The sequence below is a fragment of the Cardiobacterium valvarum genome (assembly GCF_900460955.1).
GTDB lineage: Bacteria > Pseudomonadota > Gammaproteobacteria > Cardiobacteriales > Cardiobacteriaceae > Cardiobacterium > Cardiobacterium valvarum.
This window is the reverse complement of the sequence record NZ_UFUW01000001.1, coordinates 1,536,034-1,560,381: the sequence shown is the minus strand read 5'-3', so window position 1 is coordinate 1,560,381 and position 24,348 is coordinate 1,536,034. Positions and strand designations below refer to the sequence as shown.

At 59.7% G+C, this 24,348-nt stretch carries 16 protein-coding genes and 1 pseudogene; 14 read left to right on the top strand and 3 right to left on the bottom strand.

Going from position 1 to position 24,348, the window contains the following annotated elements:
* Positions 1-96 precede the first annotated feature (96 nt).
* The 5 genes from DY250_RS07605 (at position 97) to DY250_RS13725 (ending at position 7,364) form a co-directional block, all read left to right on the top strand.
* On the top strand, positions 97-3,468 hold the full coding sequence (locus DY250_RS07605) for a chromosome segregation SMC family protein (protein ID WP_115611768.1): 3,372 nt from the start codon (positions 97-99) through the stop codon (positions 3,466-3,468).
* Positions 3,469-3,686: 218 nt separating this feature from the next.
* A complete protein-coding gene (locus DY250_RS07600; protein ID WP_115612799.1) occupies positions 3,687-4,214 on the top strand; it encodes a GNAT family N-acetyltransferase in 528 nt (175 codons plus the stop codon).
* Between the two features lie 253 nt (positions 4,215-4,467).
* A complete protein-coding gene (locus DY250_RS07595) occupies positions 4,468-5,232 on the top strand; it encodes a ferritin-like domain-containing protein (RefSeq protein WP_115611767.1) in 765 nt (254 codons plus the stop codon).
* 829 nt (positions 5,233-6,061) lie between these two features.
* Positions 6,062-6,919 carry a hypothetical protein gene (locus DY250_RS07590; protein WP_115611766.1) on the top strand — a complete coding sequence of 286 codons (858 nt, stop codon included), beginning with the start codon at positions 6,062-6,064 and terminating at the stop codon, positions 6,917-6,919.
* 112 nt (positions 6,920-7,031) lie between these two features.
* Complete coding sequence (locus tag DY250_RS13725; protein WP_147293486.1) at positions 7,032-7,364, top strand: hypothetical protein; 333 nt, start codon at positions 7,032-7,034, stop codon at positions 7,362-7,364.
* 53 nt (positions 7,365-7,417) lie between these two features.
* Here the strand turns inward: DY250_RS13725 and DY250_RS07585 are convergent, their stop codons facing one another.
* Positions 7,418-7,603: a hypothetical protein gene (locus DY250_RS07585; RefSeq protein WP_115611765.1), complete on the bottom strand. Its 186-nt coding sequence runs from the start codon at positions 7,601-7,603 to the stop codon at positions 7,418-7,420.
* A gap of 79 nt (positions 7,604-7,682) precedes the next feature.
* Here DY250_RS07585 and DY250_RS07580 point away from each other — a divergent pair.
* The 9 genes and pseudogenes from DY250_RS07580 to DY250_RS14015 form a co-directional block, all read left to right on the top strand.
* Positions 7,683-7,820, top strand: a pseudogene (locus tag DY250_RS07580) (IS5/IS1182 family transposase); the annotation flags it as partial.
* 79 nt (positions 7,821-7,899) lie between these two features.
* The gene (locus DY250_RS07575) at positions 7,900-8,418 is read left to right on the top strand and encodes a hypothetical protein (RefSeq protein ID WP_115611764.1); all 519 of its coding nucleotides are present in this window, start codon (positions 7,900-7,902) and stop codon (positions 8,416-8,418) included.
* Between the two features lie 3 nt (positions 8,419-8,421).
* Entirely contained in the window at positions 8,422-10,800 is a 2,379-nt protein-coding gene (locus tag DY250_RS07570; RefSeq protein WP_115611763.1) for a hypothetical protein, read from the top strand.
* Positions 10,801-10,861: 61 nt separating this feature from the next.
* Entirely contained in the window at positions 10,862-18,760 is a 7,899-nt protein-coding gene (locus DY250_RS07565) for a MuF-C-terminal domain-containing protein (protein ID WP_115611762.1), read from the top strand.
* An 83-nt stretch (positions 18,761-18,843) separates the two neighbouring features.
* A complete protein-coding gene (locus tag DY250_RS07560; protein WP_115611761.1) occupies positions 18,844-19,053 on the top strand; it encodes a hypothetical protein in 210 nt (69 codons plus the stop codon).
* Positions 19,053-19,517, top strand: coding sequence for a DUF2335 domain-containing protein (locus tag DY250_RS07555; protein WP_172542276.1), 465 nt, complete (start codon positions 19,053-19,055; stop codon positions 19,515-19,517). Before DY250_RS07560 ends, DY250_RS07555 begins: the two co-directional genes overlap by 1 nt.
* A gap of 77 nt (positions 19,518-19,594) precedes the next feature.
* Positions 19,595-20,371 (top strand): hypothetical protein, encoded by a 777-nt coding sequence (locus tag DY250_RS07550; RefSeq protein ID WP_115611759.1) that lies wholly within the window; start codon positions 19,595-19,597, stop codon positions 20,369-20,371.
* 9 nt (positions 20,372-20,380) lie between these two features.
* Positions 20,381-21,709 (top strand): hypothetical protein, encoded by a 1,329-nt coding sequence (locus DY250_RS07545; protein WP_115611758.1) that lies wholly within the window; start codon positions 20,381-20,383, stop codon positions 21,707-21,709.
* Positions 21,710-21,718: 9 nt separating this feature from the next.
* A complete protein-coding gene (locus tag DY250_RS14015; RefSeq protein ID WP_172542274.1) occupies positions 21,719-21,895 on the top strand; it encodes a hypothetical protein in 177 nt (58 codons plus the stop codon).
* Positions 21,896-21,902: 7 nt separating this feature from the next.
* Here the strand turns inward: DY250_RS14015 and DY250_RS07540 are convergent, their stop codons facing one another.
* Positions 21,903-22,556 carry an IS1595 family transposase gene (locus tag DY250_RS07540; RefSeq protein WP_115611757.1) on the bottom strand — a complete coding sequence of 218 codons (654 nt, stop codon included), beginning with the start codon at positions 22,554-22,556 and terminating at the stop codon, positions 21,903-21,905.
* A gap of 294 nt (positions 22,557-22,850) precedes the next feature.
* A complete protein-coding gene (gene hslU, locus DY250_RS07535; protein WP_115611756.1) occupies positions 22,851-24,218 on the bottom strand; it encodes an ATP-dependent protease ATPase subunit HslU in 1,368 nt (455 codons plus the stop codon).
* Positions 24,219-24,348 lie beyond the last annotated feature (130 nt).

The following is a 24,348-nucleotide window of genomic DNA, read 5'->3' as shown; positions in this document are numbered from 1 at the left end:
TCAAAAAGGTCACATCCTGTTGTAAACGCGAAACAAAACCATCGAAACGGGACGCGTATAATACGTGCCCTTTGACCACGGACAGACGACCCAACCATGCGCCTCACCGCCATCCGCCTCGCCGGATTCAAATCCTTTGCCGACAACACCACCTTTCCGGTGGACGCCCCTGTCACCGGCATCATCGGCCCGAACGGCTGCGGCAAATCCAACATCATTGACGCTGTGCGCTGGGTACTGGGCGAGACGGCTGCCAAACAACTGCGCGGCCAGGCGATGACCGACATCATCTTTGCCGGCGCGGCGAACCGGCGGGCAGCGGGCATGGCGAGCGTCGCCCTGCACTTCGACAACAGCGACGGCAGCGCGGGCGGTGCGTTTGCCGACTACGCCGAACTCATCATCGCGCGCAAAGTCGGCAGCGACGGCCAGTCCCAATACAGCATCAACAACAAACGCGTGCGGCGGCGCGACATCGTCGAACTCCTGCAAGGCACCGGCGTGGGCGCGCGCAGCTACGCCGTCATCGAACAAGGCATGATCAGCCGCATCATCGAAGCCAAACCCGAAGAACTGCGCAGCTACATCGAAGAAGCGGCGGGCATCGCCCACTACAAAACGCGGCGTAAAGAAAGCGAAGCGCGCATGACCGACGTGCGCGAACACCTCACCCGCCACGACGACCGCCTGCAACAACTCGGCAAACAGCGCGACAAACTCGCTCAAGAAGCAGCCACCGCCCGGCAGTGGCGCGAACTCAACCAAAAACAACAACTCCTCGCACACCGCCTGCAAAGCTGGCAATACCACCAAACCCAACGCCAGCTGGACGCCGCCCAAAGCCAATACCAAGAGGACCGTGCTGCCCTTGAAGATCTCTTTGCCCACAGCGGCATCGACGAAGCCCAACTCGCCGCCCTCGCCGAACAACACGCCGCCGCCAAAGAAGCACACAAAAACGCCGAAAACCAGACCCTGCAAAGCGCCGCCCAACTCGCCCAACTGCGCCGCGCCCTCGAAAAAGACCGCCAGAGCCAACAACACCTCGCGCAAAACGCGCGCGACCACGAAGCCCGCCTTGCCCGCCTGCGCCAGCAAAACGGCGAAGACGACGGCCAGCAACAACACCACCGCGTCGAAATCGAGCGCCTTGAACAACAACTCACCGCCGAACGCCCCGCCCTCGACGAAGCCCGCGCCGCCAGTGACGCCGCCCGCGCCGCCGCCGAAACCCTACGCCACAAACTCGACGCCAACCGCGAAACCCGTCACCACGCCGAAAACCGCCTCTACACCGCCACCCACCGCTTAAACGACGCCCAAGCCCAATACCAGCGTCTCGAACAGCGTCGCGCCGAGCCCATCGGCCAGGAAGATGAAGAAGACGCCGACACACTCGAAACCCTCGCGCTCGAACAAGAAACCCTCGCTATCGCTCTGGAAACCGCCGCCGATGCCCTCGCCGCCGCCGAAGAGGCCGTGCAGACCGCCCAAGAACAACACCATGCCAACGAGAACCGCCTACGCCAACAACACACCCAGCGCGAACGCCAGCAAACCGAACTCGACACCCTGCGCCGCCTGCAACCCCCGCCTGCCGCTGACAGCGCCCAGCCTGACGCCCCCCGCCTCAGCGAACACCTGCGCGTGGACCCCGTCTGGCAAACCGCCATTGGCCGACACCTCGGCGAACGCCTGCACGCCAGTATCGGCGCCGCGCACTGGCAACACGCCCTCACTCACGGCCATGCCCAACTGAGCGGTGGTGGCGTACCGGCGGCCTGGCAACCCTACCTCGCCAGCGACGCCGACCTGCACCCCTGGCTCGGCCACCTGCAACCGCTCGCCAAACACGATCACGACATCCACCCGGACGACCTCGCCGATGGCATCCAGTACCTCACCCTCGACGGCAGCAGCATCAGCCGCAGCAGCGTCCAGCCCGCCCCCGCCGCCGACGACCAACTCGCCCGACAAAGCCGCATCGTCACCCTCGAAGCCGCCCTCGCCGCAGGCGAAACCGCCCTGCGCACCCTCGAAGCCGAACACCAGACGCACCAGGAAACCCTTGCTGGCGCCATCGCCCAACGCGACAACGCCCGCCGCCAGTACCAACAACACGAACAACAACAACGCGAACATAGCCACCGCCTCGCTCTCAGCCGCCAACAACAACAACACCGCGCCACCCTGCGCGCCCAACAACAGCGCGCCGCGGCCACCCTCGCCGAAGACATCGCCGCTGCCGCGCGCCACCTCGAACAAGCCAGACAAGAACAAACCCAGGCCGAACAAGCCCTCGCCACCCTGCCACCCATCCAGGCCCTCGAATACGAATACCAGGCACAACACGCCCACTACCAGGAAACCGCGCGCATCACCCAACAACACGAAGAACACATCCGCGCCGCTGAAACCGCCCTCGAACAACACCGCGCCCACCTCGCCGCCGGCGAAAAACAACAAACCCGTCTCGCCGAAGACATCGCTGCCACCGAAACCGCCCTCGCCACACTACACGAACAACTCGAAACCCTCGCCCTCACCCTAGAAGAAAACCACCTCAGCCTCGAAACCCACGAACAAACCCACGCCGAAAACGAACAGCACCGCGCCCTGAGCGCACAAACCCTCGAAAAAATCGCCCACGAACTGCACCGTGAACAAGAAGCCCAGCGTGAACGCGCGCACCGCCGCCAACTCGCTGAAGAACGCCTGCAACACCACCAACAACAAATCGAACAACTGCACCAGCAACAACAGCGCATCATCGCCGGACTCCTCAGCGACAACCACGAACCCCTGCCGGAAGCCGCCGAAGACGAAGCCACGCTCAGCGCCGACATCCGCACCCTCAAACAACAAAAAGAAGCACTCGGCGCCGTCAACCTCGCCGCCATCACCGACTACGACAGCGCCGAAAACGAATACAGCGCGCTGGAAACCCAATGCCGCGACCTGCGCGACACCCTGGCGCTGCTCGAAGAAGCCATCAACAAACTCGACGACGAAACGCGCAGCCGCCTGCAAGAAACCCTGGACATCGTCAACCGCCACTTCGCCAACCTCTTCCCCATCCTCTTTCGCGGCGGCGAAGCCGAACTCGCCTGGACCGACGGCGACATACTGGATGCCGGCATCACCATCGCCGTGCGCCCGCCCGGCAAAAAAGTCAAAAACCTGAGCGTCCTCTCCGGCGGCGAAAAAGCCCTGACCGCGCTTGCCCTCGTCTTCGCCCTTTTCCGCCTGAACCCCGCGCCCTTCTGTCTCCTGGACGAAGTGGACGCGCCGCTGGATGATGCAAACGTTGGCCGCCTCAGCAACCTCCTGCGCGACATGGCGACACAAACCCAATTCATCGTCATCACCCACCGCAAACGCACCATGCAGACCTGCGACCACCTCATCGGCGTCACCATGAGCGAACCGGGCGTCTCCCGCCTCGTCGCCGTGCAGTTCGCCGAATGACCCTGACGACGTCAGTAACCACGCCGCTTGACGGCATCCCTGCACGATGACGCGACGAAGTAAAGAAAAACATAGAGACATTGCCTGCAACGTCTCACAAATCCAGCAATGACGCTGCTTGGCGGAGTATCCGTATGCCACCTTTGCAAGCAGCGACCATCTGTCGCGTACAAAAGCAAAACACACAAACCCAATTCAAAACCCAACCCGGAAATACCATGAACAAACCTGCCGCAAACCTCACCCTGAACCACCCAACCGCCGCCGACCTGCCGCGCATCATGCAAATCGAGCGGGCGGGCTTTACCGCCGCCGAAGCCGCCAGCGAAGCGGCGATGGCCGAGCGCATTCGCATCATCAACGACACCTTCATCGTCGCTCGCGACGCAAGCGGTACCGTCATCGGCTTTATCGTTGCGGCCATCATCAACGAGCGCTACCTGCACGACGAACTCTTTGCCAAAAGCGTGCCGAACCCGCTGCACGGCGGCTATTGCGCCATTCTCAGCCTCGCTGTCGCTCCGGAACAGCGGGGGCAGGGCATCGCCGGACAACTGCTGCAAGCGCTGATTGCCACCTGCCGCATCGCCCGTCGCGACGGTATCACCCTCACCTGTCTGGATGCGCTGATCCCGTTCTACGAAAAAAACGGCTTCACCAACGAAGGCATCTCCGCCTCGCAACACGCGGGCGAACAGTGGTTCAATCTGGTACAGGATTTACCGGCGGCGGAAGCGCACGGTTGAGCCGCCTGACGGCGGGTTTTCTGCGGCGTGGTTACTGGACCCGCCAAGCCGGATAAATACTAGGGTTGCGTAGAGTGGGCCTTGGCCCACCGCAAAACCATTGCAATGTGAAGGCCGCCCTACGGTCCAAATCACCATCAAGCGGGACAAACACGGACGGACAAGCCATACATCGTTATCATGCACACCCCCTTAACCTCAAAGCCTTAACCATGACCTGCGAAAACCGCTACCCGCCCTTTACCGTGCCCTGATGGAAAAAGACCCGGCGCGTAAAATCCAGGAAACCTATGCCATTTACTACGGACTGCGCGACGGACTCTATTACCGCGAGCCGACAGAAGTCCTGAGCGTACCTGATGCGGGGCGTCCGGCAGCACCCGCACTGGTTGCGCTCAAAGAAGTGCCACGCCGCCGCCTCGGCACGCGTGAAAGCGTCTGCGCCATGCTGCATGCCATCGCGCACATCGAATTTAACGCCATCAACCTTTCGCTGGACGCCACCTACCGTTTCCAGCAAATGCCGGAAGCGTTCTACCGCGACTGGATCCGGGTCGCCAAAGAAGAGGCCTACCATTTCAGCCTGATCACCGGACGACTCGAACAACTCGGCAGCCATTACGGCGCCTTCACCGCACACGGCGGCCTGTGGCAAGCCTGCGTGGATACCGAATACGACGTCATGGTGCGCATGGCGCTGGTGCCGCGCGTCATGGAAGCGCGCGGGCTGGACGTTACACCGCTGATACAGGAAAAACTGCGCCATCACGGCGAAACGCACACCGCGCGTCTGCTGGATATCATCTACCGCGACGAACAGGGGCACGTCGCCATCGGCTCGCACTGGTTCAAACATTGCTGCGCCGAACGCAATCTGCCCTATCGCGAAACCTTTGCCGAACTGCTCTCCGGCTACCTCAAAGCGACCATCAAAGGGCCCTTTAACGTCGAAGCCCGCCTGCAAGCGGGGTTTGACGATTTGGAAATCGCCATGCTGGAAGAAATCGCCGAGCAATAAACAGACTGCCCAACAAGAAGAACCAATAGCGCCTGTTACAGAAAACCTGCCCTGCACACCTGCCACAAGCCTTCCCAAAAGAAGGCTTACGGATCAAGCGACGGCACCCTGCCAGCGGAGCAGCGCGGCAGAAATATACCGCGCACGCAGAACGCGAGAAAACCCTTCGCCGCCTGCGAACAAAGCATCGCCCCCCGCAGGGAAAAAACATGACAAATCGGCCTAAAACCCGCCCTATGGCATTCATCAAAAAACAGCCATAGAATGCCCAAAAACCGATCTCTAACAACCGGTAACCCCTGCATAAAAGGGATAGATCGGGCGCATAACTAACACCTTGAATGCCCATCCAGATAAAACAAAATACCCCGAACAGACATGGGCCTGAAAAAACCTTGCCTGCCCAGAGACGCTCCCGCTCACAGCAAATAGCCCGGAAATAATCTGTGTGGCAGCAAGACAACAACTTTCCTGCGTTGCAAAAACCTGGAAAGTGTCATCCCAACCTATTGAAACAAAGGAGGAAAAACAATAGCTACGGAATAAAAAACGTCCCTGAACCAAAGGGATTAAGACTTCATGATAGCCTCCGCCTGTTTTTGCGAAAACAGAATAAAAACGTCCCTGAATCAAAGGGATTTAAGGCTCATCACATCCCATCGTCTGCACCAATATCCGCTGGCGATTCAGGCAAGGAGCCACAAGCTTCCTTTTTGTATCCGGCCATCCGCCATACCATGCAGCATGGGTACCGATACATCCAACTTCCTTGCTCTGCCCAAGGCTACGCGCTAGCATCAGGGGAAGTAGCGAAAAACGCGGAGGCATCATGCGATCACCCATCACCCCAACTATCCTGCTCGCCGCACTGCTCTTGGGCGGTTGCGAAGGAAACGGCATGCAGCTCATCGGCAGTGAGAACTGCATCATCTGCATCCGTGATATGTCTAAACCGCGCGACAAGACCAAGGCAACGGCTAAAAAGCCGCAACAAATGCCACAAGACGGCAGCATGGATGACGACGATGTTTTCGGCTTGGCCGATGTGCCGCAATCCCGTTACGGCACATTCAGCAAGCGGATGAATCCTGGCAATGACGGACAGGCGCTGTTTTTCAACGACAAACTCATCACCGATTCCATGGCACCCAGCGGCTATCGGCACCTGGAAGACAGCCCCTATGGCGGCGTTGGCAGCTACATCCACTTTGACGACAAAGCACCCCGCCAACTTGGCACCTACGACATCTACTCCATCTTCATCTCCAACGGCGGCAACATCCAGCGTCGCTATCCCTACATCCTGCTGGCCATCGGTTCGGATAAAGTGCCGCGCACCATGGGAGGCGGTTTGATGGAATCCCTCGAAGCCCACTACCGTATTGAAGGCAATCGCTTTATCGCCGAATATGACGACATCACCGTGACTTTTGCCGACGGGCGATTCATCGACAAGAAAAAAGACCTGTGGAATATCCCCGATAACCTCTGCCGGGAAATGTACGACAACCGCAAAAAACTGGCCGGACTCATCAAAAACAACGAAGATCTGGAAGGTATCGGCTATGCTGCCAAGCGCTATGTCGCGTTCAGCCCCGCTCGTCTCTATCGCGCGGCAAGCCAAAAAAACATCAGCTACCCGGCATTCCAGCAAGAAGCGTGCAGAGAAAGGGTGCGCTTAAAATAAATTGCAGGAAGAGTAGTGCCGCAAAGCCGTACTTCCCGGCAAACGAGTCGCGATATTTGACTATGTCTCGCAATAGACATATAACCCATTCACAAGAAAGAAGATTTAAGAGGTGCCTGCTATAACAGAAAAGGTCGTACAAGAAAAAGATATCAGCCTCTGGCAAGTATTGGTCGCGCTGATTACCGATCCCGGCAGCCGTGCCGTCTTCAGAGAAGGCTGGAAAAGAGGCACCACAATGTGGGAAGTAGAGCAACAAGCCAAAGCAGCAGAAACCGGGAAACTTCGTTTGCAGAAAGCGGTAGAAACTCGGGATAAAGGCGATGACTCGGATGGACGCATCAGATGTATTGTGCCTAATGCGATGCTGGAAGATACATGTGATGACAATCCATACACTAATCCCGAAATAGAGCTAAATCCATATGGACTTACCGAACTCTGATACCTCATCTGACCGACATAAAAAAGGGGCTTTACAGCCCCTTTATTTATTTCTTATTCCTTATTACGCAAACTGGCCATTCTGCTTTTTATATCTTTAATGCTTTCTTTTAAACCAAAAAACATTTTACCGGCGGAACTCTTCATTTTCCCCCAACCTTTACCGGCCCATTGCCGTCCCCAGCCGCCGGTGTAGTCACCCTTGTTGTTTTTGGTGCCGAAGAACAGCCAGCTGCCCACAGCAAAGCTCCTGTTGGTAGTTGCACCTCCAATATTAGACTTCATTGCGAAAGTATTCTGAAGATTTAATAATTCCCAAATGAAATACGAAAACCTCATCCAAAGAAGCGACAGGGAATTCAAACGGCTCACAGGTGTAACGCCCGTCCTTTTTCACGAGATGCTGCAAATCACCACAGAAGCAGAAAGCCGGAAGATCAAGTCAGGCAGACCGCATCCGCAGCGTGTCGTGACGGGCGGCGGGCGACCACGCCATTGCCCGCTATAGCCTGCAAGCGGGCAACGCCAAAGCCGCCATGCGGGCGGGACTGGCGGCAAACGGCGTCGTGCTGGACGAAGGCAGCACGCAGGAACTGATGGACACCGCCGACCTGACGCGCGGCATTGACATGCAGACCATTGAGAACAACGCCATCTTTGAGGCTTTTGGCTACGAGAACAAGGCACAAGACCTGATGGGGCAAGCGGCTATCGCCGAGGCGAACAAAGCCGGGGTAATGGGACAATACTACGGCGCCGATGCCGTGCGCACCGACTACAAGAACTACACCCTTGACGGCAGCCGCTACGCCGGCCGCACCCCGGTGTTCGACCACAGCCGGTCCATCAAGCCCAATCTCTACTTTGCCAACTCGCTGATGGGCAGTGCCAGCGACTTTGCCGCGAACTGGTACGCCTCCTACAAACGCAACAACCCGCAACCAGCGGGGCGGGCCGGCAGCCCGTTTGCGCTGGAAAGCCAACCGGGTAACGACTACTACCGCACGCTGGGCTACCGCAACACCGGCAACACCGGCAAACTGCGCTGGAGATAAACCATGCCCAAAGTCCCCAACCTCAACGAACTCAACATCGAGCGGCGCGGCCTCGCCACAGACGGCTTCAGCGCCGGACAAGCCACCGGCACCCCGGCATTCCGGGGCAGCGACCTCGGCAACGTCGTGGACCAAAGAGGCTTTGCCGCCAATCCCGACTTTGGCCGCCCGGTGCAGGCATTGCAAATCTCCGATGCGCCCGACCGCCTCACCCAGGCGATGGGGCAGAACATCGCACGTTTCGGGGAAACGTGGCAGAAAATCGCCATCGACATGAGCGACCGCGCCGACGCGGCACGGGTGGAAGATGCGCAGAACCAGCTAGACCGCTTTACCTTCGAGGAAAAAACCGGCGACAACGGCTGGGCCTCGCGCAAAGGCCTGAGCGCGCAGAAAAGCCTTGACGGAAAAACCTCGCTGGACGAAGAATTTGGTGAACGTTTCCGCCAGGTGCGCGACCGCATTGATGAAAGCCTCGGCAATGCACGGCAGCGCGCCGCCTTTGCCAAATACGCCGAAGCCAAGCGCTACGAACAGCAGCAGGACATCCTTGGCCACATGCGCGAACAATTCGGCGTTTTCGAGCAGGAAACAAGAAAAGCGAGAGTCGGTGCGGCAGCGGACCGCATTGCGAGCGGCGATAACACCGACATCGCGCGCGGTATCGAAACCATCACGGCGGCGGTGAACGAAATGGCGCACGAAGGCGGCTACGGTGCCGAATGGGCGCAACAGGCCAGAAAAGAAGCCATCTCGCAGGCGCTCACCGAAGCCATCACCACCCGTATCAACAACGGCGACCTCGACGGCGCGCAGGCGCTGATGACGGCCTACCGCGACGACCTGCGCGGCGGCCATCTCGCCAAAGCGACAGCGGAATACCAGACGGCCAGCGACATCCGCGCCGCCGTGGCACAGGCAGATGCCGACTGGGAAGCGGGGAATGCGCCGTTTCAGGCGAGCCGTGACGGCGACTACTACGCCAAATACAACCAGGGCTTCAGCCTCAACTACGCCAAGCAAAAACTCTTCGCCGCCGAATCGGGCGGCAGGGCCAATGCGAAAAACACGGAAACCACGGCCAGTGGCAAGGCGCAATTCATCGAAGGCACCTGGGACCTGTTCGGCAAAAGCGCCATCGGGCGCGAAATCAGGGGGGCATTGGCGCTTGGCAGCCGGGCTTGGTACAACCTGCGCAACGACCCGCGCATCGCCGAAATCGCGACCGAATGGTACTTCGGGGAGAACCGCAAAGAGCTGGTGAAAGCGGGGGTACCCTGGAACAACATGACCGCCTACCTCGCCCACTTCGCCGGGCCCAAAGGAGCGGTTGCCCTCTATACCGCCGATCCTGGCATAAGCGCGGCGGAAGCCCTACGGCGGAAAGGGATAAAGGGCTGGCGCGAGAAAGTGCGGAAAAACCCGGCCATCCTCGGCGGCACGGCGGAACATGCCATTGACATCATTGCCGGGAAAATGGGGGTGAAACCCGATCCAACCCTGCCGACCGGGCGGCCTGCCGAACGTGAAATCCTGAGCGAGACACAAATCAAGCGGCACGCCCTCAACTACGCACCCAACAACCCGCTGGCACGGCAGGCCTATGAGGGGGCGCTCGGACTAAGAAACGCCGAATACGCAGAGGCGAAGAAAGCGGCGCACACCGTGAACGTCAACGCCGCGCTGGATACCGTCTATCGTGGTGGGGGCATCGCCGACATCCCGCCCTCTGTTCTGCAAGACCTGGGCAGCGAGGAAATGCACAAACTGCGCGGGCAGGTGGAAAACGTCGCCAACCTGAACGAAGCCACCCTGAAGCGGGAAAACTTCGACATCTACATGCGCGCCTCGCGCCCGGAAAACCTGACAAAAATGACGGAAGACCAACTGCTCGCCCTGCGCCTCGACCTCGGACAGGACTACACCCAATCCCTGATCGAGAAAAAACGGGCGCTGGAAAAGGCGGGCAAGAGCGCGAAAGAGCAGTACAAGATGGAAGACGGGATGAAAAAAGCCGTCATCCGTACCGCTTTCGGCGACCTGCTCGACCCGTACAACGCGGGCAAAAAGAACAACGAATACCTGTCCAAGGTGAACGTTTTCCTGCAACGGAAAATCGACGACTACGCCCCCGCGCTACTGGCGAAACAAACCACTGAGGGAGAAATGGTGCAGCTGCTGATAAACGACCTGAAGAACGAATTTGTCCTCGAAGCCCCGGAAGAACTCAGCTTCTTTGGTCGCGGCTGGTATCGCTTCGGCATCGACAAGAAGGGCAAGGTGAAGCCACTAGAAGATGTCAATGTCCTGCCGCCGGAAGAAGAACAATATGGCGGCGGAGGTGGCACGAGCGCCAGCACCGGCTGGACGCAAGGATGGTAACAGCCGCGAAAACACAACAACCCGCCCCGGCGGGTTTTTTCATGCCTGAAAAGAGACACCCATGACCGACTTCAACGACCCGAACGCCACCGCCGCGCGCCGCCTGCGCTTGCTGGACGCATTGCACCTCAACCCCGACAAACGCGCCGAAGACCGCACCATCGGCATGGCGACCGGCACGCCCATCGGCCTGGTGGATGACAACACCCGCCGGCAATACCGCGTTAACCAGCTGGACGCGCAGATGCAGGGGCTCGCCGTGCTGCCTGCCGCCGTGCGCAAAAGCGAGACCTTCGCGACGCTGGCGCAGGACGACCTGGAAACCCTGGCCTCACTGGAAAAGGTGACAAAAGCACGGCAGCGGCGGGCAAACGCCATTGCCGCCGCCATCCGCAAGGCGAACGAACCGGGATTGTGGCGTGAGTTCGGCAGCTCGGTGTGGGCGGGGCTGCGCCGCTTCGCCAACAACATTGACCTGCAGCAGGCCGATGCGGCACGGCAACGCATCAACGATGCCGAACGCTGGACGACGTTTGACATTACCCAGCGCAGCCTGCGCGACCCTGACTTTGACATCAACGCCTACCTCGACGAACAGAACGCCTACATCGCCAAAGAAGAAGAAAATATCCGCCGCAACGTTGCCGAATACGAAGAAGACCTGCCCGCACTGCAACCGACCCGCTCCGAACAATCCGCGCGGGAAATGCAGGAATACCACAATTTGCAGGGGCCGCTGGAATCAATAGCGTACCTGGCGACCCACCCGCGCGTCGCCATCAACATGACCGGCGACAGCCTCGGCGTGATGGCCCCCACCCTAATGGCGACCATCGCCAGCGGCGGTGCTTTAGGCGCCCCGGCGGCCATGACGACAATCGGTGTCGGCACCCTGCAAACCGAATACAGCACGACGCTCGCCGAACGTATTGACGCTGCGGTGCAACAGCAGAACAAAAGCCGCGTTGACATCCTCGCCGACCGCAAACTGATGGAAGAAATCCGCCATGCCGCCGGCGTACGCGGCAGCGTGATTGGCGCGACCGAAGCGGCAACCCTCGGCGTGAGTGGCATCCTCTACCGCAGCATCCGCAACAAAATCGCGGCGACAGCGGCAGGGATGGGCAGCGAAATCATCGGCGGCGCGGGCGGTGAGGCAATGGCACAGCTTGCTGTGGACGGACGCATCACCAGCTGGTCGGACGTGGTGGCGGAAGGGATGCTGGAAATCGTGCTGGGCGCGCCGGAAGTCGCCATGCACGCGGCCTTTGCCCGTAACCAGTTGCAGGCCGAACACAATGCCGACCTGGAGAATCAAGACGCCACCGCCGCAGCCGTACGTGACAGCCGCACCCGCGCCCGCGCGCCGGACGTCTTTGCACAGTACGTGCATGACGTGGTGGAAGACAGCGGCCTTGACGACATCTACGCCGACGGCAACGCCCTGCATCAGGACGGGCTGGACGTGGCACTGGCCGAAGCCCTGCCCGAACGCGCCGAAGAAATCCGGGCAGCGGTAGAGAACGGCGGGGCGGTGCAAATCCCGCTGGAAGACTACCTGCTCCGCGTCGCCCCCAACGAAGACCTGACCAACGCCCTGCGCCCGCACATCCGCGACGCCGACAGCATGAGCGCGCAGGAACTCGATAACAACGCCCTCGGCGAACTGGAACAAGACATCCGCAACGAAGTCACGCGCCTGGCCGCAGAGGACACCCGCGCCGCCGAAATACAGGCCCTTGAGCAGTCCATCATTGAACAGCTCGATGCCGCCGGGCAGACCACCACGGAGGCGAACCGCACCTACGCCACCCTCTATTCCGCCAGTGTAGACACCCTGTCACGCCGCATGGGCATCAGCCCACAGGAATACCATGCGCAATACGGCATCCACATCGTCGGCGGGCAGGTTGCCATCCGGACGCAAGCGGGCGAACAGACCCTCACCCCCGCCGAAGCCGCACGCCAGTTGGCGGCGGGTGCAGAAGCGGCGGTGCAAGGCGGGCAGCAGGACACGGCAGCACAAGGCGCCCCGGCAGCAAGCACCGCCGCCGCGCAGCAGAATGGACAACCCCTCTCCACCGCCGAAGTGCTGCGCCGCTGGGCGGCAGGCGAAGAAAAAGCGCTGGTTGACAGCCTGCGCAAACAGGTGGGAGAACTGGGCACGACTGCCTTTGACGCCCGAATAGACGCCCTCGAAGCGCAATACAACAGCGCCGAAGCAGACGCCTTGCCGCTGGAAATCCACGCCTACGCACGCGCAAACGGCTACACCGCGCAGCGCACGGGCAACGGTATCGGCCAATTCGAGTGGGTACAGCAGAATGCACAGGCCAGCGCACAGAACAGCTACCAGCAAGCGGCAAGAAGCGTAGCAACCCGCACCGCTTATGAAGCGCGGATTGACGAACTCTTTGCTGGAGAACCGGCGAACAGGGAAGGAATTACGGTACTGGATCGTTCGGACATTCTTGACCTGCTGGGCTTTGGCGATACACCGGTGCGACTGGTAGAAAGCAAGGTCGTAGCGGGGCAAACCAACCACCCAAATATCACGGCGGAAGTTTGGAAGAAAGTCCCTGAATGGGTAGAAAATCCGGCAATGGTATTTGATTCCGATACGGAGCAAGGGCGGCTAACCGTTATCGCTCCTGAACTGGTAGAAGGCCAGCCAGTGCGCATCATCCTCTCGCCATCTCGGGATGGATTGGAAGCGGCTGTGCTGATAAACGCCTACGACGCTGCGAATGAAATGCCGTTATCGCGCTGGGCAAATGACAGACTGCTGCGTTATGCAGATACAAAAAGAGCCGCGCAGATAAATGAAGCATTTGGGCGACGATTGCCCAATGTGCTCAAAAATCCAGATTTCATGCCCGACGCCCAAATTCATGGGATGGGTCGCGGAAACAAGAAATCCTCGCGGCGGACCAAAATTCTAACAGAAAAAGAGCTGGGTGGCTACCGAAAAAGGAAAGCCGCACAAGAGGCCGCGCAACAAAACCCTGCCCAGGACAGTTACCTGCAAAACTACCGCCGCAACAACCGCGACGTGCCGTTTAACGATGTGCCCTACATGATGTTTGCCGATGATGCCGAAAGTATCGCGTCCTATGGCAAAAACCTGTGGGAGCTGCCGGATGATGTGGGCAACCGTATCAGCGCCAGTGCCACGGCATTCCGGGAAGCGTTGGGCAAATACCTGCGCGAGAACATCGACCGCCTGCGTGAATCCGGCTATGGCGCGGGATTGACCGATGAAGAACTGGTGCAAAACCTGGTGGATGAAGCCGACCCGGGCGACATCGTGGACAGCGCCGGGCTGTGGGACATCAATGAAGATTGGCTGATGAACGGCATCATGGAAGAAGTCCTGCAACCCAACGGCTGGAATGTGGTGGACACCAGCGATGGCGCATTGGCCTTCGACCCTGAGCTGGTGCGCCGCGTGGACATGGACGAAGAAGGCAACATTATCGACTACATCCCGCCGCAAGCGACGACCGAAGAGGAACAGGCCATCAAGGCGGGGCGGGAACAGCTCAGGGAAGCCGAAGCCGCACTACAAGAATCGGAAGAACGCAACGCTAAATCCCGACAACTGCGCGAAAAAGTGGAGGCAGACATCCGCGCCCGTGGGCAGGAGCCGGGGGAAAACTACTGGGAAGCCTTCGACCTCGACACCGAGAAGAGCGCCTACTTCGCCGACCGGGAAAGCGCGCGGGCATGGGCGGACGAACAGGCAGGCAACGATCCGGGCAGATTCAGCGTTTACGAACACGCGATGCCGCGTGAAAAAGACACCACCGCCTTGCAGGAACAGGTAGCGGCCTTGCAAGAATACGCGCCGCAAACCCTCGGCCAATACCTGCAAGAACAGGCCACCCCGCGCGGTGCCTTCAGCCCCGACACCAACACCATCACCCTGACCCCGAATGCCGACCTCTCCACCTTCATCCACGAACTCGGCCACTACTTCCTCGAAACCCTCACCCGGCATGCCACCGAACTGCGCGCACGTAATGACGCAGGCGAGGCGCTGACCGCCGGGCAGCAGCAAATCATCAAGGACGCCGACACCATCCTCGCCAACCTCGGTGTCCCCGGCCTTGACAGCTGGCACAGCATGACCCTGGAAGAAAAACGCAGCCACCACGAACTGGCGGCGCGGCAGTTTGAAACCTACATCCTCGAAGGCAAGGCGCCGTCGCTGGAATTGCAGGGCGCCTTCCAGCGCTTCCGTGCCTGGCTGTTCCGGATTTACAAAAACATCCGCAACCTCAACGCGCCGCTCAACGATGACGTGCGGCAGGTCTTTGACCGCCTGTTGGCGACCGAAGAAGCCATCGAACTGGCCGAACAGAACCGCAGCATGATGCAGCTCTTTACCACCCCGGAAGAAGCGGGGATGACGCCGGAACAGTTTGCCGAATACCAGCAGCAGGGGCGGGACGCGGCCCAGGCGGCGCAGGACGAAATGCAGGCGCGCGCCCTGCGTGATACCAAATACATCCGCAACCTGCGCAACAAGGCGCTGCGCCGCAAACAGCAGGAAGCCCAAGCCGCGCGGCAGCAGGCAGAAATGCAGGCGCGGCAGCTGGTGTTACGCCAGCCGGTGTACCGCGTCTGGCAATTCCTCTCCGGCACGATGAACCCCGACACCACCATTGCCGGCAACAAGCGCGCGTGGACGGACGCGGTGGACCCGGCGCATGACGACCTCAACACCGCCATCGCCAAGCTGGGCGGGCTGAACCGGGAGGCCGTGGAAAAAGAATGGGGCCTTGACCCCCAAGACCGCATCCCCGACATCCGCCCCGGCTTCCCGGTGCTGCGGCGCAATGGCGGCCTCAGCGTGGACGGCATGCGCCAGGCGCTGGTGGAGCAGGGCTACCTCAACGACCGCGACAGCCTCAACGATTTCTACGCCATCTTCGCCGCGCAACAACGCGGCGAAAGCCAGTACAGCAAGCTGCACCAACCCGACCCCGGCAGCGGCAAGGCGGGGGAACACGCGCACCTGCACGACCTGCCGACCCTGCGCCTTGACCACAACGCCCTGCTCGAACTCGGCTACAGCGAAGCGCAAATCAAACAACTGGGGCGCAAAGTGAGCAAGACGGGCGGGGTACATCCCGACCTGGTGGCCGAACTCTTCCAGGACGAAGACGGCAACGCCCTCTACGACAGCGGCGACGCCATGGTGCAAGCCCTGCTGGCGGCCAAACGCCCGCGGGACGCCATCAACGACGTGGCGGATGACATCATGCTGCAACAGTTCGGCGAACTGGCGACCCCGCAAGCGGTGGCGCTCGCCGCCGACATGGCGGTACATAACAACATCCGCCTGCGCATGATTGCCGGCGAATACAACATCCTGGCACAAGCGGTGGGCAACAAGACCCTGCTCAACCGCGCCGCGCGCCAGCTGGCACAAGAGACCATTGCCGCCAAACGCCTGCGCGACATCAGGCCGGCGCAGTACACGCGCATGGAAGCGCGCGCCGCCAAAGCCGCCGCCCTTGCACAGAAAAAAGGCGACATTGCTACCGCCGCTGCGGAAAAACGCAACCAGCTCTTGCAGGCGCATCTGGCGCGTGCCGCCTACGAGGCACAAGAAGAAGCCGCCACCCACCTGCGCTACCTGAAACGGATGGGCCGCCTCAACCCGAAACACATCGACATCAAGCAGCGCGAACAGATCGAGGCCATCCTCGAACGCTACAACCTGCGCGACCAGTCAAACAAAGCCATTGACCGCAGCCAGACGCTGGCGCAATGGGTGGAAGAACAAAGAAAACAGGGCATCGAAGTCAACATTGACCCCAAAGTGCTGGACGAGGCAAAGCGCACCCCGTGGCAGCATTTGAGCCTTACCGACCTGCGCGGCCTGCGTGACAGCATCAAACAAATCGAACACCAGGGCAGGCTGAAAAACGAACTGCTGCTCAACCGGAAAAACCGTGAGCTGGATGCGGTCATCACCGCCCTGGTGGACGGCCTCAAACAGCACGCCACCCGCAGCGGCATCGAAAACCGCACCTCGACCACCACCGGCGGACGGGCGCTGGCGAAATTTCGCCGCTTCTTCTTCGCGCACCGCAAAGTCGCGATGATTGCGCGGCAAATGGACGGCGACCGCGACGGCGGGGCATGGTGGGAAAACCTGATCCGCCCGGCGAACGAACGCGCCGACTGGCAGACCATGGAAAACGCGCGTGCCACCGAAGCACTGGCGCACATCCTCGCGCCGCTGATGGCGCAAAAAGGGCTGAACCGGAAACGCAGCTATACCATCGGCGGCAGACAGCGCAGCTTCACCCTGCTGGATATTTTCGGCATGGGCCTGAACTACGGCAACGACAGCAACGCACAGCGCCTCCTCGGCGGCGAAAACTGGAACGCGGCAGAATTCGAACAACTGCTGTCGCAGCTGAACGCCGATCAGCTCAACGCCCTGCAAGGCGTGTGGGACCTGTTCGAGACGTACAAACCGCAGATTGCCGACATCACCCGCCGCGTGCTGGGGATAGAGCCGGAATGGATCGAAGCGCGCCCCTTCACCATTACCTCTGCCGACGGCCAGACCGTGAGCCTGCGCGGCGGCTACTATCCGGTGATGTACGACCCGCGCGCCTCAGCGGTGTCCGCCGAACAGGAAATGCGCGACATGGAATCAGGGGCTTACTCCGCCGCCGTCATCAACCGTGGTTTCCTGAAAAGCCGCGTCAAGGAAGTCCACGACCGCCCCCTGCTCTACGACATGACAGGCATCTATCGCGGCCTCAACAACGTCATCCACTACATCACCTGGTACGAATTCCAGCTGGACACCAACCGCCTGCTCAACTCGAAACGGGTCAGCGACGCCATCCGCAACCACTACGGCGATGACGTGTACCGCCAGTTCAAAAGCTGGGCGCGCGACACTGCCGTTGGCGATCTGCAAATCGAAAGCGAGGGCGTGGCCCTGGTCAACGCCGTGCGCCGCAATGCGGGCGTGGCCGGTCTGGGCTTCAACATCATCTCCGCCCTGAAACAGCCACTCGGCCTCCTGCAATCGGTGGCGCGCGTCGGCGGGCGGCACATCCTGCCGCAGCTGGGGCGGTGGATGATCCATGCGCCGCAAATGGTGCGCGAGGCCAAAGCGCAGTCCGCCTTCATGCAAAACCGCGCCCGCACCCGCTTCCGCGAACTGAACGAACTGGCAGCCGGCCTGCGCCAGCAAAATAAACTGCAAACCTTCCTGGCGCGGCACAGCTACACCCTGATCATGTTCGTGCAAATGCAGGTGGACACCATCACCTGGCACGCGCAGCAGCAAAAATCGCTGGAAGCGGGGGCGACAGAAGCCGAAGCCATACAGCACGCCGATCAGGCCGTCATCGACAGCCAGGGTTCGGGCATGCTGAAAGATCTGTCGGCGGCAGAACGCGGCCAGGTCATGAAACTGTTCACCATCTACTACGGCTTCATGAACACCATCATGAACCTCAGCTACAACACCCTCACCTCGACGCGGCAGGGCAAAATCGAAAAAGCGGTGAACCTCACCGTGCTGCTGGCGATTGCCCCCATCCTTGAAGCAGCGCTCACCGACCTGCTGAAACCGGGCGACAGCGACCGCTGGGACGAAGAAAACATGGCCAAAACGATGGCGGCAGCGATGATGAACAACCTCCTCGGCCAATTCATCATCCTGCGCGAAATGAACCTGAGCGGCTACGGCTACACGGGCCCGGTCGGGCTGCGCGCGATCGCCGATGCCTACAAACTGCACGATGAAATCCAGCAGGGCGAGTGGGACAGCGGCCTGCGCCGGGCGGTGATCGGCATCGGCGGCAGCGTCTTCGGCCTGCCCGCCGCCCAAATCAACCGCACCCTTGACGGCCTGCAGGCCCTGGATGACGGCACGACCGACAACCCGCTCGCCGTCGCCCTCGGCAAACCGCAGCAATAATCCTTAACGTGGTAATGGCGGCACACCCCGAAGGTGTGTAACATGATGCGACTTACCCGAGTAAGAAAACAAAGGAGACAAAAATGGGCGACATGACAACAAAACGGACAACCTCGTGGCGCGCCTTCCTGAATGGCGTGTCATCCATATTCAACATCATGCCGCGCATCGGCAATGGGAACTACGACTACGAAGAGGACGGCTTCGCGCGGGATGCTGCCAACCTTGCCGGTGACTGGCGCAAAGTCGGCAATGACATCGCCACCGCGATGAAACCTTACAGGAACAAATGATGACAAATGGCGAACTGCCGATAGAGCGCGAAGACGGCAAAAGCGGCGAAGTCCTGCCGCCTGCCAAAGAACCTCAGTCAAAACTGGTAGCCCGTGCGGTTCATTACTCAGGGCCACTACCGCCAGCAAGCGAGTTTCGCCAATATGACGAAATTTTGCCTGGTGCGGCAGAACGTATCCTGGTCATGGCGGAAACCGAGCAAAAACACCGCTTGCAGGCGCAAGACAAAATCATTGATGCCGGCATCAAGACGGAACAAAGAGGGCAAATCATTGCCGCCCTTTTAGCCATGACTTTTAGCGGTGTCGCTATCAGTCTGTTCATCGCCAAACAGTATGCCTACGCCGTCGCCGTGATGGGATTGATTGCAGGCATGGCTTCTGTCTTCATCTACAAAGGGAACTGGAAAGCACAACAAGACGAACGGCGACAGGAGAAAGAAGAACCTTCCACAACAGAATAGCCCCCACCCGTCAAACCCGCCCCGGCGGGTTTTTTCATGCCCGCCTTGCGCGGGCTTTTTTCTGACCAGGAGACCACATGACAGTCAGCAACACCCCGCGCCGGGCGGGCCCCTACCGTGGCGACGGCAGCACCGTGGATTACCCGTTTGCCTTCCGCATCTTCGACACCGCCGACCTGCGCGTGTACGTCGCCGATACAAACGGCAACGAACGCGAACTGGCAACGGGCGAATACACGGTTGAGGCCGACATCAAGGCGCAGCCGAACGCCCCCGGCGGCAGCATCCGCCTGCGCACGCCCCTGCCCGCCGGGCATCTGCTTTCCATCATCACCCGCATGGAATACATCCAGCCGGCCGAATTCACCAACAGCGGCGGCTTCTACCCGCGCGTGCTCAACGACAGCCTTGACCGCCAGACCATCTACGTCCAGCAGCTGGCGGAAATCCAGAGCCGCAGCATCGGCGGCGCGGTGAACGGCGGCAGCAACCTGCGCCTGCCCGTCGGCGCACCAAAGCGCACCCTGATGTGGGACGAAACCGGCAAGCAGCTGACCAACAGCAGCTTCGACATCGAAAACTACGCCGAAACCACACGCCGCAATGCGGAAGCGGCGATTACCGACATACGCAATACAGTGACCGGCATTGATACACACGTCCGTGCCGAGATAACAAGCTTCCGCGCGGCGCTCTCCGCACTGAAAGGCGGCAATGAGGCCCTGGCCCTCAACAGGCGCCTGACCAGCCTGGAAAACAGCGTCAACGCCACCCTGCGCGACATCACGCAAAGCCAGCAGGTACAAAACGCCGCGCTGAAGAAAATCAAAATCCTCGCCCTTGCCGGACTATAAGGAGACCCCATGACCCCCGAACAAAAAGCCGCCATCGCCGCCAAACTCGGCGCCGACCTTGCCCCCCTCGACAATGACCGCCTGATTGAACTGTGCCTTTTGCACCGCGCCCAGCCGAAAGCATTGGAGAGCTTCCCGAACGCGCTCACCGCCGAAATCAACCGCCGCTTTAGCGCCGCCGAAATCGCCCGCGACGACGTGCCATACAGCATCTTGCAACACTTCGCCAACCAGTTCACCGGCGTGGTGCCGTACTTCCACCGCCTGATGCAGGACATGGCGGCGACCGTCAACCGCGACATCTGGTTCACCGACAACGCCGAAGCCTTCAAGGCGGCGCTCGCCAATGAAGAAGCCGCCGCCTGGCTGGCAGGACAAACCGACATCCTCAACAAATGCCTGGGCAACCGTTTGGCATTGGGCTACATTGCACAAAGCACGGTTGCCGCGACCGCCATCCTCACCCGCGCCGAAGCCCTGGCGCAGTGGAAAAACGCCCCCGCCCTGTGGGACATCTGGCCGCAACACGCGGCAGGAATGCAGGTGCTGGCGAAATCGGCAGAGCTGGTGCAGTACATCATCGATACGGCGGCGGCGCTGAAGGCCGTAGTAGCCTCGGAGACAGCGATGAAAGCCGTATTGGCCTCGGAAACAGCGCTGAAGGCCGTAGTAGCCTCGGAGACAGCGATGAAAGCCGTATTGGCCTCGGAAACAGCGCTGAAGGCCGTAGTAGCCTCGGAGACAGCGATGAAAGCCGTATTGGCCTCGGAAACAGCGCTGAAGGCCGTATTGGCTTCGGAGACAGCGATGAAAGCCGTATTGGCTTCGGAAACAGCCATAAAGGCTGTGGTCACCTCGGAAACGGCGATGAAAGCTGTGGCCGCCTCGGAGACAGCCATGAAGGCGGTGGCGGCGTCTTCCTTTGCACTGAAATTCATTGCCACCACGGATGGGAGCCGCAAAATCCTCATGGCCCACAACAAAGCCTTGCAAGCGGTCCGCACCGTCATGTACGAGACGGTGCAGCGCAGTTGGAAAAAAATCCTTGGTACTACACTGCGTGATGGTCAACGCGGTGAGCACTATGACAGCGGTAACAGTGCGCTCACAAGTCCGGCGAATGCGCTGGTGTTTGTCTGCTTGGGTAGTTACTCCTCAAGCTACCCAGGCGGGCGGCACCGGCTCGAACACCCGGACGGGAGTATCTCGGCCGACGGCGGTTACCGCGATACCTCACAGAGCATGATCGCAGTGGACGGGGTCAGCTTTGCCGGAGCCAAAGTGAAGCAGACAGTGGAGTACGGTGGTTCTTATGCCGAAGTCTGGGCGCCCCAATAGGAGGCAACCATGCATTGCATCATCGGCGAAAACGGCAACAACTGCGGCGAAAGCCTCACACTTTTCACCCCGGCGGAAAGCTGGCAGGTAGTCGCAAAGCCCGGCTACAACCCCGACCCAGCAGCCGCAGCGCTTACCAAAGCGAAAGCGGCGAATACCCGCACTAATCCAAAGGGGCTGTACTAGATTAACCCTAAATTCCACACCAATCACGCAGCGTTTTTAGCTGCTGGGACGGCGTAGCGAAGTTAAACCGAAATTCACATTCTTTCAAGAACAGTGGGAAAGATTTGCGGTCAATGCCGTTGTATTTGCGCAGTACACGCTTCGCCTGGTTGCAAAAATTTTCAATGCCGTTGATATGATTCTGGCGCTCGGCAAACGCTTTGCAATGGTTGATGCGGTGATGGATAAAACCGCTCACATCCAGTTTGTCATAACTGCTCAGGCTGTCTGTATAAACAATACTGTCAGGCATGATTTTCTTCTTGATAACAGGTAGTAAGCTTTCAGATTTGGCATTATCTACCACAACTGTATAGACCCGTCCGTTGCGTTTCAGAATGCCGAAGACAACAACTTTTCCCGCCGCACCGCGACCACGTCTGCCCTTGCGAGGTCCGCCGAAATAGCTTTCGTCCAATTCGACAGAACCATCAAAAACTTCATCGGCAGCCAAGGTCAAACGATGGCTGATAACCATACGAATTTTGCGGTAGAACAGGACTGCCGAATTGGGATGGATAGCCAAAATATCGGCGGCGGAACGTGCAGTAACTTCTAGCACAAAAAAACGGAGTAGTTCTTTCTGTGCTTTTTTCTTTAATTTGCAGTGTGTTATCTTCATTTTCGGAGGGTAACATATCTGCTAATCTAGTACAGCCACCTAAAAAATGGTGGTGGCCTGAAATGTATGCTGCTTAGAATTCGAGCAGATTTGACAGATTCTACCAACAGTGAAAACAAAGGAAATTTTCCTTCATATTTATCTGCCTGCACTATTGACAGATTTGCCGAGCATACTTTTCAGGACACCACCATCCCGCTTGGCGGCCTAGTATCTGCACCGCTTGACGGCTGTTCTTCCTCTTCTGTCGCAGCCATAAGAAAGCCCGCTTACGCGCAGGCTTTCTCATATTTATCAGAGGACGAAGCGGCTCAAATCCTCGTTCTGCGACAATTCACCAAGCGCCTGTTCGACGTAAGCGGCATCGATCAGGATGCGGTCACCGTCGGGGCGGTCGGCAGCATCGAAGGAGAGGCTTTCGGTCAGCCGTTCCATCAGGGTGTGCAGGCGGCGCGCGCCGATGTTCTCCGTGGTCTTGTTGACGTGGTAGGCGATTTCCGCGATTTTTTCGATGCCATCATCGGTAAATTCGAGGTGCAGCGCTTCGGTGGCGAGCAGCGCGGTGTATTGTTTGATGAGGCTGTGATCCGGCTCGGTGAGGATGCGGCGGAAGTCTTCGACGCCGAGCGCATCCAGTTCGACCCTGACCGGCATCCGCCCTTGCAGTTCGGGGATGAGATCGGAGGGTTTGGCGAGGTGGAAGGCGCCGGAGGCGATGAAGAGGATGTGGTCGGTTTTGATCATGCCGTATTTGGTGGAGACGGTAGAACCTTCGACCAGCGGCAGGAGGTCGCGTTGCACGCCTTCGCGCGAGACATCGGCGCCGCCGACGTCGCTGCGCTTCGCCACTTTGTCGATTTCGTCGATGAAGACGATGCCGTTCTGCTCGGCGTTCGCAATCGCCTGCTGCTTGATGTCCGCCTCGGAGACGAGGTTGTCCGCTTCTTCTTCGGCGAGCTGGATGAGCGCGTCGGCGATTCTGATTTTCTGCTTGCTGGTTTTTTGTTTGCCGAGGCTCTGGAAGAGTTCGGAGAGCTGGCTGCTCATGTCTTCCATACCCGGCGGCGCCATGATTTCAACGTGGGCGGCAGTGGGCTGGTCGCGCACGTCGATTTCGATGATTTTGTCGTTCAGTTCTTCGCGCAGGATACGTTCGCGGTAGGTCTTGCGCGCGGGGTTGTCTTCGGGGACGTTCGCGCCGTCGTGCCAGCTGTTGCCCTTTGACGGCGGCACGAGTACGTCGAGGACGCGTTCCAGCGCCGCTTCACGCGCCTTGGTTTGCACCTGCTTGCGCGCGCGTTCGCGTTCGAGTTTGAGGCTGGTTTCGACGAGATCACGGATGATGCTGTCCACATCGCGGCCAACGTAGCCGACTTCGGTGAATTTGGTCGCTTCCACTTTGACGAAAGGCGCTTCGGCGAGTTTGGCGAGGCGACGCGCGATTTCCGTTTTGCCGACACCGGTCGGCCCGATCATGAGGATGTTCTTTGGGGTGATTTCGCTGCGCATCGGCTCAGGAATCTGGCGGCGGCGCCAGCGGCTGCGCAGGGCGTTTGCCACGGCGCGCTTCGCCGCTTTCTGACCGATGATGTGGCGGTCGAGTTCTTCAACAATCTCGCGCGGTGTCATGTTGAGGTCGCGATATTCAGTGGTTTTTTCCATATTCGGTTCCTTTATCAGGTTTGGGTATTCGCCGCGAGCGCTGGGGCGGCGGTGGGTTAGGCAAGGGCTGGGGGGCTAAAGGCATTGGGCGGAACGGATAACGCCACCATTTGCCGCCTTCGTGTCTCTA

Coding starts and splice junctions, on each gene's coding strand:
- DY250_RS07605 (WP_115611768.1), top strand. CDS start 97: ATGCGCCTCACCGCCATCCGCCTCGCCGGATTCAAATCCTTTGCCGAC.
- DY250_RS07600 (WP_115612799.1), top strand. CDS start 3,687: ATGAACAAACCTGCCGCAAACCTCACCCTGAACCACCCAACCGCCGCC.
- DY250_RS07595 (WP_115611767.1), top strand. CDS start 4,468: ATGGAAAAAGACCCGGCGCGTAAAATCCAGGAAACCTATGCCATTTAC.
- DY250_RS07590 (WP_115611766.1), top strand. CDS start 6,062: ATGCGATCACCCATCACCCCAACTATCCTGCTCGCCGCACTGCTCTTG.
- DY250_RS07575 (WP_115611764.1), top strand. CDS start 7,900: ATGCGGGCGGGACTGGCGGCAAACGGCGTCGTGCTGGACGAAGGCAGC.
- DY250_RS07570 (WP_115611763.1), top strand. CDS start 8,422: ATGCCCAAAGTCCCCAACCTCAACGAACTCAACATCGAGCGGCGCGGC.
- DY250_RS07565 (WP_115611762.1), top strand. CDS start 10,862: ATGACCGACTTCAACGACCCGAACGCCACCGCCGCGCGCCGCCTGCGC.
- DY250_RS07560 (WP_115611761.1), top strand. CDS start 18,844: ATGGGCGACATGACAACAAAACGGACAACCTCGTGGCGCGCCTTCCTG.
- DY250_RS07555 (WP_172542276.1), top strand. CDS start 19,053: ATGACAAATGGCGAACTGCCGATAGAGCGCGAAGACGGCAAAAGCGGC.
- DY250_RS07550 (WP_115611759.1), top strand. CDS start 19,595: ATGACAGTCAGCAACACCCCGCGCCGGGCGGGCCCCTACCGTGGCGAC.
- DY250_RS07545 (WP_115611758.1), top strand. CDS start 20,381: ATGACCCCCGAACAAAAAGCCGCCATCGCCGCCAAACTCGGCGCCGAC.
- DY250_RS14015 (WP_172542274.1), top strand. CDS start 21,719: ATGCATTGCATCATCGGCGAAAACGGCAACAACTGCGGCGAAAGCCTC.
- DY250_RS07540 (WP_115611757.1), bottom strand. CDS start 22,556: ATGAAGATAACACACTGCAAATTAAAGAAAAAAGCACAGAAAGAACTA.
- hslU (WP_115611756.1), bottom strand. CDS start 24,218: ATGGAAAAAACCACTGAATATCGCGACCTCAACATGACACCGCGCGAG.